Origin of the sequence: Nocardiopsis sp. LOL_012 (genome assembly GCF_048060475.1) — a bacterium.
Classification (GTDB): domain Bacteria; phylum Actinomycetota; class Actinomycetes; order Streptosporangiales; family Streptosporangiaceae; genus Nocardiopsis.
In genome coordinates this window covers 1-13,419 of record NZ_JBHMIV010000013.1, presented here as the reverse complement: position 1 = coordinate 13,419, position 13,419 = coordinate 1, and the positions used below count along the sequence as shown (strand labels likewise).

The 13,419-nt window shown below is 72.4% G+C and carries 10 protein-coding genes; 3 read left to right on the top strand and 7 right to left on the bottom strand.

Annotated elements, in window-relative coordinates; all coding sequences use genetic code 11:
* Positions 1 to 381: 381 nt before the first annotated feature.
* Both ACFHWE_RS10535 and ACFHWE_RS10530 read right to left on the bottom strand, forming a co-directional pair.
* Positions 382 to 1,728, bottom strand: a complete 1,347-nt coding sequence (locus ACFHWE_RS10535; protein ID WP_416600857.1) for an FAD-dependent oxidoreductase — start codon at positions 1,726 to 1,728, stop codon at positions 382 to 384.
* Positions 1,729 to 2,055: 327 nt separating this feature from the next.
* A complete protein-coding gene (locus tag ACFHWE_RS10530; protein ID WP_416600651.1) occupies positions 2,056 to 2,742 on the bottom strand; it encodes a lysophospholipid acyltransferase family protein in 687 nt (228 codons plus the stop codon).
* Between the two features lie 225 nt (positions 2,743 to 2,967).
* On the opposite strand from ACFHWE_RS10530, the gene ACFHWE_RS10525 reads away from it, so the two are divergent.
* Positions 2,968 to 3,621, top strand: coding sequence for a cyclase family protein (locus ACFHWE_RS10525; protein ID WP_416600649.1), 654 nt, complete (start codon positions 2,968 to 2,970; stop codon positions 3,619 to 3,621).
* Between the two features lie 14 nt (positions 3,622 to 3,635).
* Here the strand turns inward: ACFHWE_RS10525 and ACFHWE_RS10520 are convergent, their stop codons facing one another.
* The 4 genes from ACFHWE_RS10520 to ACFHWE_RS10505 all read right to left on the bottom strand — a co-directional run bounded on the left by ACFHWE_RS10520 (position 3,636) and on the right by ACFHWE_RS10505 (position 9,417).
* Positions 3,636 to 5,753: an FUSC family protein gene (locus ACFHWE_RS10520; protein ID WP_416600647.1), complete on the bottom strand. Its 2,118-nt coding sequence runs from the start codon at positions 5,751 to 5,753 to the stop codon at positions 3,636 to 3,638.
* 20 nt (positions 5,754 to 5,773) lie between these two features.
* Positions 5,774 to 7,015 carry a hypothetical protein gene (locus ACFHWE_RS10515; protein WP_416600646.1) on the bottom strand — a complete coding sequence of 414 codons (1,242 nt, stop codon included), beginning with the start codon at positions 7,013 to 7,015 and terminating at the stop codon, positions 5,774 to 5,776.
* Positions 7,016 to 7,130: 115 nt separating this feature from the next.
* Positions 7,131 to 7,673 (bottom strand): GNAT family N-acetyltransferase, encoded by a 543-nt coding sequence (locus tag ACFHWE_RS10510; protein ID WP_416600644.1) that lies wholly within the window; start codon positions 7,671 to 7,673, stop codon positions 7,131 to 7,133.
* A 259-nt stretch (positions 7,674 to 7,932) separates the two neighbouring features.
* Positions 7,933 to 9,417: an MDR family MFS transporter gene (locus tag ACFHWE_RS10505; RefSeq protein ID WP_416600642.1), complete on the bottom strand. Its 1,485-nt coding sequence runs from the start codon at positions 9,415 to 9,417 to the stop codon at positions 7,933 to 7,935.
* 312 nt (positions 9,418 to 9,729) lie between these two features.
* Here ACFHWE_RS10505 and ACFHWE_RS10500 point away from each other — a divergent pair, with 312 nt between their 5' ends.
* Positions 9,730 to 11,538: a hypothetical protein gene (locus ACFHWE_RS10500; protein ID WP_416600641.1), complete on the top strand. Its 1,809-nt coding sequence runs from the start codon at positions 9,730 to 9,732 to the stop codon at positions 11,536 to 11,538.
* Positions 11,535 to 12,251 carry an alpha-ketoglutarate-dependent dioxygenase AlkB family protein gene (locus ACFHWE_RS10495; RefSeq protein ID WP_416600639.1) on the top strand — a complete coding sequence of 239 codons (717 nt, stop codon included), beginning with the start codon at positions 11,535 to 11,537 and terminating at the stop codon, positions 12,249 to 12,251. Before ACFHWE_RS10500 ends, ACFHWE_RS10495 begins: the two co-directional genes overlap by 4 nt.
* Positions 12,252 to 12,260: 9 nt before the next feature.
* On the opposite strand, the gene ACFHWE_RS10490 is transcribed toward ACFHWE_RS10495, so the two are convergent.
* On the bottom strand, positions 12,261 to 12,488 hold the full coding sequence (locus ACFHWE_RS10490; RefSeq protein ID WP_416600638.1) for a hypothetical protein: 228 nt from the start codon (positions 12,486 to 12,488) through the stop codon (positions 12,261 to 12,263).
* Positions 12,489 to 13,419: the final 931 nt, after the last annotated feature.

Here is a 13,419-nt window from a genome sequence, read left to right as displayed (position 1 = left end):
CCTTGAATCCTTCGCTACGTCTGCTGGGGATACCAGAATGCCCCGCTCCCGCCGCGGGGCGGGAGCGGGGCACCAGGCTGAGGGCCGGCGTGGCGGTCGCCTCTCGGCGCGGGGCACAACGGGGCTCCTGTCCGCACGGTCACCCGCCCCGTGGGGCGGACGCCGTACGCGGTATTCCGCGAAGGCAATTGTTGAGGCCCGGGGGACACTTGCTACCACACCGACCAACAGTGACTCTAACCCATCCGGCCGCGCCGTTGTTCCTGCCACCGGCGGCGACACACATGTGCAATGTCACGGTACGGGATACCCGGATCGGGGAAGAGGGCGGCCGGCCCCGCAGAGGGGCGCGGGACCGGCCGGGGAGCTCGCACGCCGGATCTACTCCTGGCGTGCGATGCTGGTCTGTTCCTCGCGGGTGCGCAGCTTCAGGCGCTTGCGCCCGCGCTCGGCACCCAGTTCCTCCTCGCGGGCCTCGATCCGCTGCCAGCCGTCCCAGGTGGTGTACCGCACACCGCGCTCCTCCAGGAGTGCCCTGAAGGCGACGGGGTCGGGCTCGGCGGCCGGGGTGAGGGAATCGCGGTCGGCCACCAGGTGGGTGACGGTCTCCAGCGCGTCGCCCTTGGTGTGGCCGATCAGGCCGACCGGGCCGCGCTTGATCCAGCCGGTGGCGTACACGCCGTCGATCGGGTTCTCGTCCAGGTCCAGGACGCGGCCCTCGGCGTTGGGGACCACCCCGCGCTCCTCGTCGAAGGGCAGACCGACCAGGGGCGAGCCCAGGTAGCCGATGGCGCGGTAGACGGCCTGGACCTCGTGGTCGACGTACTCGCCGGTGCCCCGGACACCGCCGTCGCCGGTCAGTTCCATGCGCTCGGTGCGCAGCCCGCTCACCCGGTCCTGGCCGGTGATCTCCACCGGGCGGTGCAGGAAGTGCAGGTGCAGGCGGTGCTCGTCCCCGCGACGGTCGCGGATCGCCCAGTTCTGGAGGATCTTGACGTTGGTCTTGACCTGGTTGGAGGCCTCGCAGGCCTGGACGCTGCCCTCGTCCATCTCGAAGTCCTCGGGGTAGACGATGACCTCGACACCGGGCTGCTTGTCCAGTTCGCGCAGCTCCATCGGGGTGGCCTTGCACTGGGCGATGCCGCGGCGGGCGAAGACGTGCACGTCGGTGATCCGCTTGGCGCGCAGACCCTCGTAGACGTTGTCGGTGATGTCGGTCTGAAGGAGGTCGTCGGCGTCCTTGGCCAGGATCCGGGCGACGTCGACGGCGACGTTGCCCGCGCCGATGACGGCGACGCTGGTCCCCTCCACGTGCCAGGACGGGCTGACGTCGGGGTGGGAGTCGTACCAGAAGACGAAGTCGGCGGCACCGTGGCTGCCGGGCAGGTCGGTGCCGGGGATGTCCAGCGGGCGGTCCCGGTCGCTGCCGGTCGCGAAGACCACCGCGTCGTAGTGGCGGCGCAGGTCTTCGAGCTTGAGGTCGACGCCGTACTCGACGTTGCCGTAGAAGGTGACCTCGGGCTTGTCCAGGATCTTGTGCAGCGCCCCCTGGATCTGCTTGATCCGGGGGTGGTCCGGGGCGACGCCGTAGCGCACCAGTCCGTAGGGGGAGGGCAGCTTGTCGAGGATGTCGATGCTGACGGACGTGCCGCACGCGGACAGGGTCTCGTCCTTGGTGAGCAGGTCCGCGGCGTAAATCCCCGCAGGCCCCGCACCCACGATTCCCACTCGCAGTGGTCGCGTCATCGCACAGCTCCAAGTCTTCGCGCCAGGGTCGGACGCCATTGGCAAGGCTTACCTAATCTAACCGGTGATGGTACCTGGAAAACCCACTATAGTGGTAGACAATTCCCCTCGCGGCTCCGGGAGTCCGAAGCGGGCCCGGGGCGGCCGTTCCGGGGTCGTGGCCGGTCGGAGGCGGCGTGCCGACCTTGCGGGGCCGCTTCGAAGCGGCCCTCGACGGGGTTCAACGCACAGCCAAGAGCACTTGAGTCCGGCGTTGCCTGTGGGGAAGATCACCCTTGGTGACGAGTGATTCCGGTCGGCGGACGCGCTTCAGCGGCCCTGGGGCAGCTCGGCCTTGACAGACGAGGCGAACCGGGGCACCTGCTCCTGGCCGGAGAGCTTGGCGATGGCGGCCATGATCGCGTCCGTGGCCTCCCTGCGGGGCCGCGCCCTGTGCGCCTGGCCCTCCCATGCGGACAGGTCCACGGGCTCGCCGAAGCGCACACCCACCCGGTTGAAGGAGGGCACTCTGCGGCCCGCGGGCAGGATCCGGTCCGTGCCGGCCAGGGCCACCGGCACGACCGGGGCGCCCGTGGTCAGCGCGAGCCAGGCCAGGCCGGTCTGGCCCTTGTACAGGCGCCCGTCGGGCGAGCGGGTGCCCTCGGGGAAGATGCCGAAGACCTCGCCCTCGCGCAGGACCTTCAGGCTGCTGTCCATGGCCTCCTGCGCGCTCTGGCCGGGGCGGCGGTCCACCGAGAGCTGGCCGATGCCGCGCAGCGCGCGGGTGAACAGACGCCGGGGCAGAGTGCCCTCGTCGAAGAGCTCCTGCTTGGCGATGAAGCGCACGGGGCGGGGGCAGGCGACGCCGATGAAGAGCGGGTCGATCAGCGCCAGGTGGTTGGCGGCCAGGATCACCGGCCCCAGTCTGGGGACGTGGTGCACGCCCTCCACCCGCTGGGGCCACGCCAGCCGTGCCGTGGGGGCGATGACGACCTTGGCCGCTCCGTACAGTGACACGATGGCGTCGCCCTTCCAGTTCTCTCGTCGGCGCTCGTGGGGGAGGCGGGGCCGCCGCCCGCTTCCGACCTTATCGAGCCGCCGGTGCGGGCTGTGCGGCGATCCTTGTGGATTGTCTGATTCGTACTACTGTCGTGATGTGGGTCACACGGGTTAGGCTCGTGGTCTAGACCTTCGCGCGGTGCGGGGGTCTCCCCGGACGGATGCGTGAGGCGCGGAGGAGTCATGGCGAAACTGGTCGACGTCAGCCACCAGATCACCGACGGGATGACCACGTGCCCCGGACTGCCGGTACCGGCGGTCGAGGAGGGCAGATCCGGGCCGGCGGCGGCCGTCGGCCACGAACCCGGCAGCGGCCGCGTCACCATGGCCGGGACCACCGGGACCTACGTGCAGACCCCCTCGCACCGTTACCGGGACGGGGCCGACCTGGCCGACCTCGGCCTGGAGCGCATCGCGGGCCTGCCCGGAACGGTGGTCGACGCCGCCGCGGCGCACCGGATCGGGCCGGAGGCCTTCGAAGGACTCGACCTGCGCGGCCGCGCCGTCCTCCTGCGCACGGGCTGGGACCGGCACTGGCGCACCGACGCCTACGGCGACACCGACCACCCCCACCTGACCGAGGACGCGGCCAAGGCCCTGGTGGACGCCGGAGCCGCCCTGATCGGCATCGACGGCGTCGGGGTGGACGACACCTCGCCCGCCACCGAGGGCGCGCGCCCGGCACTGGGCGTCCTGCTCGCCGCCGGGGTCCCGGTCGTCTCCCACCTGTGCCTGCTCGACCGGCTCCCCGACGAGGGATTCTCCTTCTTCGCCGTCCCGGTCAAGGTGCGGGGGATGGCCGCCTTCCCGGTGCGGGCCTTCGCCCTCCTGGACTGAGCGCCGAACCCCCCTCAAAGGTCGGCGTCCACGTCCCCGCGCGCGCGACGCTCCTCCCGCAGGGCGCGCCGCTCGGCCTCCTGCCGGGCGGCGTGCTCGTCCTGGGCGACGGCCCCCGCCATGGCGTTGGACAGAGCCCGCAGCTCCATGTTGATCCGCGGATAGGCGGCCAGTCGCGGCAGCGCACCCATCCGCGGCGTGCGCCGCTCCCGCATCGAGGCGATCAGCTCACCGAAGGCCAGGTCCACCCGTTGCAGGGTGATGGTGCCGACCGGTTCGGCGCGTTCCACCGCCAGTGCGGACAGCGCGAGGTACCCGGCGCGCTGGGTGGCCACCACCACCGGCCACAGCGGCTGCGTGGTGGCCGCGCGCGGTACGTCGCCCACCGCGCTCTCGTAGACGCCGCGCAGGTTGACCAGGCTGGCGCGCATGTCGCGGCGGAGCCGGTAGCGGTGATCGGGCCCCAGCGGCACCTCAGGGTCCAGCACCGAAACCACGCACTGGCGGGCGGTGTCCAGGGCGTCGGTGATCGCCTGCGGCAGCCGGGTGGTCGAGGCCCGGCGCCACAGCAGCAGCGACCCCGCCAGGCCGAAGAGCGATCCGACGACGGTATCGAGTACGCGCGACCCCGCCAGCGCCGTGATCGGGTCGGGCGCGGCCGTGTGCGACAGCAGCAGCGCCATCGGCGTGACCAGCACCGACCCGTAGAGGAAGCTGCGGCCCATGACCAACTGGCTCAGCCCCATGAACGCCGCCGCCAGGACCACGACCGCCGGCACCGGCGGATCGAACCAGAGCACCAGCGCGCCCACGGCCACCCCCAGCATGGTCCCCACCGACCGCTGCACCGACCGCTTCGTGGTCACGACGACGTTGCCGCCCTGGAGTACGGCGGTGGCGGTGATCGCGATCCAGTAGGAGCGGTCCAGGCCGATCCACAGGCCGAAGGCGCCCGCCAGGGTCACCGTGATCCACATGCGCAGAGCCGTGGGCCGGATCAGCGAATCCGCGCCCAGGCTGGAGCGCAGGGAGTCCCACAGGGCCGGATAGCGCTGGTCCTCCAAGGCGCGGGCCCGCTCGTCCTCGTCGTTGCGGTCCGGCCTGTGCGCCGCGGCGGCGGCCCGGGCCAGCAGGCCGTAGACCCGTGCCTCCAGGGCGCGTGGGCGCATCCCCTGGCGGAGGTCGTCCAGGTCCGAGGCGTCCGGCGCCCGGTCGGGCTCGGCGACCGCCGCCGCCATCCGGTCGGCGAAGCCGGCCGCCTCGCCGGGCAGCGGTTCGGTGCGCACCATGCCCACCTGGGTGACGGCCAGGTGGATGTCGGAGACCCAGCGCAGCAGGGAGCGCAGCCGCGCCGCGTGGGTGGTGGAACGGTAGCCGCGAGTCTGGGCGAGCAGGACGATGCGCCAGGCATCGGCGACCGCCACCGATGCCCGGTGCTGGGTGTGGTCGAGGTCGGGGGTGCCCACGGCGCGCAGGAGGGCGGCCAGTTGCCGGAAGGCGGCGGCCACCGCCCGGTACTCCGGACGGCGGGCACGGAAGGGCGCACCGGACATGGACACCGCCCAGCCGACGGCCGCGCCCAGGGCGGCCGCGGCCGCGTGCTGGGGGACGTCGGACACCCCGCCGGGCGCGATCGTGGAGATCGCGCCGACCATGACGAAGAACAGCGCCCCGGGGCGGTCCACCCGCCAGGCCGCGCACAGCCAGGTCGACACCCCCGCGATCAGACCGATCGCGGCGGCCGCCGCCCACACCGACAACGCCGAGGCAAGGGAGCCCAGGGCGACGGAGGCGACGAACCCCAGGCCCACGACGGCCAGGGCGGCGGACCGGTAGACGTAGGGGGTCTTCTTCTCGTACAGGACGGTCATGGAGCCCAGGGCGGCGAGGGTCCCGATGTGCGGACCGAACAGCCACGCCGCCAGACCGAAGGAGGCCGCCATGGCGACGGAGGCCTGCACGGCGGTCGTCCACGCCCACGGACCGTGCTCCACGCCGAAGAGCGCGCGCAGGTCGAGTCCGGGCCTGGGCCGGGCCGCCACCTCCGCCCGCCTGGGGCCCCGGCCCTCCGCTGAGTCCGTCGGCAGGGGGCCCGTGTCGCCCGTCGTTCCCAGATCTCGCACGGACCCCATCCTAGACAAAAGGGCTGAAACTAGGATTCCTGATGCACACGGTCCGTATCCCGGCGCGCCAGCGCCTCATCCCGCGCGGCCTCGGCCCGCTCGGCACGCTCCCGCTCCCGGACCAGCGCCTCCTCAACGGCCGACAGACGTGCCGCCGCGGCCGTGCGGGACTCCTCCAGGGTGATGTCGGCGTTGCGCCGTTGGGTGTCGAGCTCCCCGGCCAGCCGCTCGCGGTCGGCCGCGGACCGCTCCAGTTCGGCGGTGAGCCGCGCGCGCTCGGCGTCGGCCGCCGCACGGTCGGCCTCACGGCGCTCGTGGGCCCGCTCCAGTTCGGTGTCGTGACGGGCCCGTTCCGTCCGGAGCGCCTCGACGGCCTCCCGTGCCCGCTCCTCCGCGCCCTCGGCGCGCGCCACGGCCCGCTCCGAGGCCAGGACCGCCTCGTCGCGCAGGCGCGCCTGCTCCTTCGCCTCGGACCTGAACCGCTCGGCCTCGGCGGCCGCCCGCTCCAGCTGGTCGGCGGCCTCGGCGCGCTCGCGTTCGCGTGCGGCGCGCACCCGCGCCACCTCGTCCCGGGCGCGCCCCTCGGCCTCGGCGATCCTGCGCTCGGCGGCGGCCAGACCGGCGTTGGCCTCGGCGACCGCGGCACCGCGCTCGTCCCGGGCGCGCTCGGCCGCCTCCCTCAGGCGGTCGTGCTCGGCCTCGGCGGCGTCGCGGCGCCCGATCGCCTCCTCGGCGACCAGCTCGGCCGACCGGGTGGCCGCCACGGCGGAGGACGCCGCCTCCTCCGCGACCCGCCGCGCCGACTCGGCCTCGCGGCGCCGGTTCTCCGCCTCCAGCCGCGCGGAGTCGGCCTCGGCGACCCTGCGCGCGCCCTCCAACCGGGCGGCCTCCACCTGGGCCTCCGCCGCGGCGGGGTCGCTCATGGTGGCGAACGCCTCACGGGCCGAGTCCAGGGTCTTCGCCATCTGCTCGCTCTGCACGGCGAACCGGGTGAGCAGGTCGTCGGCGCGTAGGCGGGCGGCGGTCACCGGTTCGGCGCCCTTGGCGGGTGCGGCGGAGGCCGTGGCCGCGCCCTCGGTGCCGGAGGCCCCCGCCGTCTCCTCGGCGATCCGCTCGGACTCCTGCGCCAGCCTCTGGCGCTCCCGCCAGGCGCGCCAACGCGTGTGCTCGGGCAGGTCGCAGTACTCGGGCGGGCGCCCGGGGGAGGAGCCGCGGGGCACCGGACGGTCGCAGCCGGGAAAGTTGCAGGTGTTGGAGTCGGAGGTCGCCACGGGGTGAGCGTAGCGCCTCACCCGCCTGCGGTGCCGGGGCGTGTCGGCGCGGAGCGGCCCCCGTGCCGGGGGACGGGCACGGGGGCCGTGTGGGGGAGCAGAGGGGACGGGCGGGTCAGTCGTGCGCGCCGAAGGCGTCGACGCGGCAGACCATGGTGGTGACGAAGGGCTGGAACCCCTCCTGCTCCAGGAAGCGGATGTCCTCGGAGCTGGTGGCCAGCGCGGAGAACTCGATGTCGCGCACGCCCATCGCACCCAGTTGGCGGCGCACCTCCTCCAGGAGCTTGGAGCCCACGCCGGCGCCGGAGTACTCCGGGTCGATCGCGAAGGTCTGCACCACCGCGACGCGCTCACCGCGGTCCCAACTGCCCTGGGCGCTCTCCTTGACCGTCACCATGGCGTACCCGACCGGGTCGTCGCCGCTCTCGGCGAGGATGGCCATGGTGTCGGGGTCGGTGAGCCAGGCCAGGTACTGGGCGCGGCGGCGGCGCCAGGACTCGTCCATGCTCACGGCGCTGATGATGTCCGCCAGGTGCGGGGCGGTGACGGTGTGCTGCTGGTGGAGCGCGCCCCACAGGTCCGCGAGCTCGTCGATCTCGTGCACGCCCAGGTAGCGGAAGCTGAGAACGCCGACGTCGGACGGTCGCGGTTTGGTCATCAGCGAATTTTGCATGATCTTCTCACCCGTTCCACCAGCACTGGGTGCTGATCCCCTGGGGTCGTGCGGCACGGACCCGTGGCTGAACTGTGCGTCTGACTCTACGTGCCGGGTTTGGGGTGAAGTGCCGCCAACACGGGGAAAGAGCGACACGAGATCACATTGGGAGAAGAACAAGAGAAATTCTTTGACCAGGCTTCGGGAATGGGGGCCGCTGGGCCGTCCGGGTGACACCGCACCCCGACAGCCCAGCGCCGCCCTACGGTGTGGCCGGGGCGCCCTCGGGCGCGGAGCGGGAACCCTCGGCCTCGCGGACGAAGAGCGTCGCCGCGAACACGAGGGTGAAGACCACCGCGCCCACCGTGAAGGCCGTGGTGATACCGCCCAGTTCCGCGGCGACCGGGCCGGACCCTTCGGCGGCCAGGCCGGCGGCGACCGCCGACATCACGGACACGAACGCCGCGGTGCCCGCCGCGCCCGCCAACTGCTGCAGGGTGCCCACCACGGCACTGCCGTGCGCGTACAGGGCGGGCCGCAGCGAACCCAGGGCCCCGGTCATCAGCGGCGTGAACATGAACCCCAGCCCCAGGCTCAGCGCCGTGTGCGCCGCCACCAGGGCCGCCACCGGTGTGTCCGGTCCGAAGGCGGTCATCGACCAGAACGCCAGCGCCGCCGCCGCGGCCCCGGGGCTGATCAGCGGACGCGGGCCGAAGCGATCGTAGAGGCCGCCCACCACCGGCGCCATCAGGCCCATGGCCAGACTGCCCGGCAGCAGGGCCAGGCCGGTGACGAGCGTGTCGTGGCCCAGGACGTTCTGCATGTAGAACGGGATCAGGATGATCAGCCCGAACAGCGACATGAAGCTGACCGCCATCAGGACCGCCGACAGGGCGAACTGCCGTGAGGTGAACACCCTCAGGTCCAGCAAGGCCCGGTCCTCGCGCTGCAGACGCACCTGCCGCCACACGAACAGCGCCAGCGCGGCCGCGCCCACGGCGATGGACAGCCCCGGAGGGACCGGGGACCCGGCCTCGGCGCCCTCGCCCAGGCCGGAGAACCCGTAGACCAGACCGCCGAAGGCCAGGGCCGACACGACCACCGAGACCGCGTCGATGCGGGCATGGCGCGGCTCGGTGACGTTGCGGATCAGGGCCGCGCCCAGGGCCAGGCCCAGCAGGGCGATCGGCAGGACCAGGCCGAAGATCCAGCGCCAGTCCAGCGCGTCGAGGATGATCCCCGACAGGGTCGGTCCGATGGCCGGGGCCACGGCGATGACGATGGAGATGTTGCCCATGGTGCGGCCGCGGCGGTCGGCGGGCACCGTGTTCAGTACGGTCGTCATCAGCAGCGGCATCATGATCGCGGTACCCGACGCCTGCACGACGCGGCCCAGCAGCAGCGCCGTGAAGTCCTGCGCCGCGAAGCACAGCAGTGTCCCGATGCTGAACAGCGTCATCGCCGTGATGAACACCCGCCGGATGTGGAACCGCTGGAGCAGGAACCCGGTGATGGGGATGACCACGGCCATCACGAGCATGAAGGCCGAGGTCAGCCACTGCCCGGTGGAGGCGGTGATGCCCAGGTCCTCACTGAGGGAGGGCAGGGCCACGCTCATGATCGTCTCGTTGAGGATGACGACGAACGCCGATACCAGGAGCAGGGGGATGACCAGGCGCGCCCCGCGCCCGTCGTCGCCCCCCGGATGTGTTCCGTCGCCGGCGGTCGTCTCTTCTTGCCTGGTCACATGCGTCCTTGCGTGCTCGTCTGCGGCCGTGGGAAACGGGGGGCTGCGGGCGGCGCTCGCCTGCCCGACGCAGACGGGAAACCGCTTCCGGGGCGGCAGTATTCCGGACACAGGGGATGAATCGACAGTGATTTTCCGCCTGGAGACACGGGCGAGCAGTGGAAGGGAGACCGTCCCGCCCGTGCGGCCGCGCGGTGGGGCGTGTGCCATCCGCCTGCTCGCGGGGAAGGCGTCCTCCCTCGGGGAACCAGAGGTGCCGGGACACCGCGGAGTACGAAAGCGTCACCGCCATGTACTAACTTGGTGCGAATCATGGCTGCCACATCTGACTCTGACCTCGAACTGCTGCGCGCCCACGAACCCGTCCTGCTGTGCACCAAGGGCGAGCTCTTCTTCCCCACCCGCGTCGACAACTACGTGCGCAACTGCAGCCTGTGGATCGAGGACCCGGGCGGCGGCGAGCGCGTACTCGTGCCCGCCGGGGAACTCACCCTGGAACGCCTCGCGCAGGCCGAGGACGAATGGCCCGGGCGCCACAAGCACCTGAGGTTCGTCCAGAAGGAGACCCTGCGCGAGGAGGCCCGCCGCTTCCGCGGCAGCGCCCGCACCGTCATCCCCAAGAGCGGGCGGCTGGCCGCCGTCGGCGTCCTCGGGCGCATCCTCGACATCTTGATGAAGTTCTCCCTGCTCATCCGGGGTGCCGTGCCCGGCGGGGTCAGCTTCGCGGCGGTGACCCGATTCCGCGAGCGCGTCGACGACGGCGGGGCGACCTACTACGGCCGCGTCCTGCGCGAGGGCGGCTACGTCGTCCTCCAGTACTGGTTCTTCTACGCGATGAACGACTGGCGAACGATCTACGGCGGCGTCAACGACCACGAGGCCGACTGGGAACGCGTCACCGTCTACCTCGCCGAGGACCCCGACGGCACCGTCCTCCCCGTGTGGGTGGGTGCCTCCTCGCACGAGTACCAGGGCGACGACCTGCGCCGAAGCTGGAACGACCCCGAACTGCACCGGTCCGGAGACCACCCCGTCGTCTACGTCGGGGCCGGCTCGCACTCGCACCAGATGCTGCCCGGCGACTACCTCATCCAGGTCGACCCCTCCATCTTCCGCGGCCTCGTCCGCGTCTGGCGGGCCATCACCCAGCGCCTCTTCCGCTCGGACAGCGCCATCAACCGGCACGGCATCGGCGTCCCCTTCGTCGACTACGCCCGCGGCGACGGCATGCGGCTGGGGCCGGGCGGCGACCGCGAGTGGACCCCGGTGCTCATCGACGACGACACCCCGTGGATCCGCGGCTACCGAGGACTGTGGGGCCGCGACACCGGCGACTTCTTCGACGGTGAGCGCGCCCCCAGCGGCCCCCGCTACGAGCGCGACGGCACCGTCCGCCGATCCTGGGCCGACTCCCTGGCCTGGGTGGGCCTGCACAAGGTCGCGCCCACGGAGGAGGAGGCCCGTGCCGACCTGCGCGCCCACGTCCGTGACCTGGAGCGGCGGGCCGAGGAGCTGGACGCCGAGATCGCCGAGCGCCGAGACCGCCTGCGCCGCCTGGACGCCGCACGCATGGTGCTCGGGCGCCGGGCGGGATCGCGCCCCCGCGCACGCGAGTACGCCGAGCGCATGGAGGCCCTGGAACAGGAGCTCACCCAGGTGTACGAGGAGCGTGTGCTGGCCGCCGACGAGCGCGAGAGCCACCTGGAGGCGCTGGCCGCCGACACCCCGCTCCTCCCGGACCCCACCGGCCACCTCAAGGCCCCTCACCGCCCCTACTCCTCGGGCAAGCAGCAGAGCACCCGTTTCCTGCACGCGTGGGTCGCCCTGAGCACCCCGCTGCTACTGCTCTCCCTGGCCGCCACCCTGTTCCTGCTCAACGGGACGGCCACCCTGTACGCGATGCTGGGCGTGGTCGTGGCCTTCGCGGCGGTCGACGCCGTCGCCCGCCGCAAGTTCCTGTCCTTCCTCACCGGCCTGGCGATCCTGGCGGTGGTGCTCGGCCTCATCGTGGGCGTGGTGGTCGCCTTCGTCCTCGACTGGCGCATCGCCCTGGCCGTACCCATCGCCGTGATCGTCGCGGTCCTGCTGGTGGTCAACGTCCGCGACCTCATGCGCCGTTGACCGGGGCCGGCGGCCGGGGCGCCCCCGAACCCGACCCGCTGTTCGACACACCGCCCGTGACCGTGGCACCGGAGGCGGTCCACCTGCCCGGCTGGCTGCCCACCGACCGGCAGGGGGCCCTGGTGGAGGACTGCCGTCGCTGGGCGCGCGCGGGCATGGTCCGCCACCGCATGCCGGGCGGCGGCCTCATGAGCGTGCGGACGCTCTCGATGGGATGGTTCTGGAGTCCCGCCCGCCACCCCCCGCCGGACACCCGGCGGCACGGCACCCCGCCGGGCTACAGCCGGACGCTGCCCGACGGCAGTCCCGTCCCGCCCATGCCCGGGGTCCTGGTCGAACTCGCGGCACGCGCCGTCCGGGACGCCCTGGGCCGCTCCCCGGACCCCCGGGACCCCTACGACGTCGCCCTCGTCAACTTCTACGGACCGGACGCCCGCATGGGGATGCACCAGGACCGCGACGAGCGCTCCCGCGCCCCGGTGGTCTCACTCAGCCTCGGCGACACGTGCGTGTTCCGCTTCGGCAACACCGAGACGCGCAACCGCCCCCACACCGACATCGCGCTGCGCAGCGGCGACCTGTTCGTCTTCGGCGGGCCCTCGCGCACGGCCTACCACGGGGTGGTGCGGGTACGGCCCGGCACGGCGCCGCCCGGCCTCGGACTGGAGGGGCGGCTCAACATCACAGTCCGTGCCTCCGGGCTGGGCCGGTGAGGGGCGCGGCTACCGGGGGCCGCGGGCGACCCCGCCGAAGGTGCCGACGACCGCCCCGAGGGCGAACATCGACGCCTCGTCCTCGTCCATGTGGACGATCCCCGCGGGAACGCGGACCCGGTAGGGCTTGGGCTCGGCGGTCCGGATCTCCAGGCCGTCGATGATCCTCTGCCCTTTGAGCATGAGGAGGGCCTCTTCGATCCTGCCCGTGCGGTCGCCGCGTGACCAAATCGACATGGGCCCACACTAGCCACCCGCGGTGTCGGGAACAACGGTTCCGGTGACCGGTTGTGGCCTGCGGTCTCGGTGGCCACGGCCGTTTCCGGCCACCGCGTGTGGCCGGACGGGGGATATGGGACGCATGGGGCTGATGGGTCGGGGCGGTTGTCCCCACGGGTGTTCTCGGTGCATTCTGGCGGCTCTCCGGACCGGTGGGGCTGGGAGCGCTGCCTGTTCACCACTGAGGCTCAGGAAGCACTCCCCAGTCGCGCCAATGAGCCCCGACCTTCTCCTGCGAATCCGAACGGACCGTGGTCGACCGGGCCGCAGGCACGGCGGGACACGACGGGGTGTCCCCCAGGTGCCGGGCGGCCCGGGGCGGACCACCGCGGACACCATGTGATCTACGACGTAAAGGTGCCTGTTGTATACGCATCAGAAGACGGACGGGGAGAAACACACAGGAAGAACGCTCCGGGCGGGCGCGGACGGAACCGCGCCCGCCGCCCGGCTAGCGGGTCTTGACGATCGTGGCGATGACGCCCGAGACGAGCATCATCGACAGGCTCACGATCATGAGCACGACCGCGATGGTTCCGACCATGGTGTTCCTTCACATTCGTCGTTGCCGGGCACGGTCCGAGGACGGACCGGCACCCGACGCGCCGGTTCGGCGGAGAGCGGGCGCGTCACCTCTTCGACCGGAATCCTATCCCGGCCCCTCAGGCGTGCCGCGCCGGGCCGCGGCTGTGACCAGGTCCGCCGCGAACGGGGTGGTGGGGGCTGGTGTGCGCGCGCCGCCCGTGCTGCCATGGGGAGATGGGTACACGCGGAGTCCTTATCGACATCGACGGAGTCCTCACCGTGTCGTGGCGCCCCCTCCCCGGAGTGAACTGCTCCCCGGAAGTCGGACCGGTAGTTGAGAGGCTAGGCCACGAGGGCCTGAGCC

Bases quoted from the DNA above. Each gene is read 5' to 3' on its own strand.
- ACFHWE_RS10525 (WP_416600649.1), top strand. From the start codon at position 2,968: ATGGCGAAACTGGTCGACGTCAGCCACCAGATCACCGACGGGATGACC.
- ACFHWE_RS10520 (WP_416600647.1), bottom strand. From the start codon at position 5,753: ATGGGGTCCGTGCGAGATCTGGGAACGACGGGCGACACGGGCCCCCTG.
- ACFHWE_RS10510 (WP_416600644.1), bottom strand. From the start codon at position 7,673: ATGACCAAACCGCGACCGTCCGACGTCGGCGTTCTCAGCTTCCGCTAC.
- ACFHWE_RS10500 (WP_416600641.1), top strand. From the start codon at position 9,730: ATGGCTGCCACATCTGACTCTGACCTCGAACTGCTGCGCGCCCACGAA.
- ACFHWE_RS10490 (WP_416600638.1), bottom strand. From the start codon at position 12,488: ATGTCGATTTGGTCACGCGGCGACCGCACGGGCAGGATCGAAGAGGCC.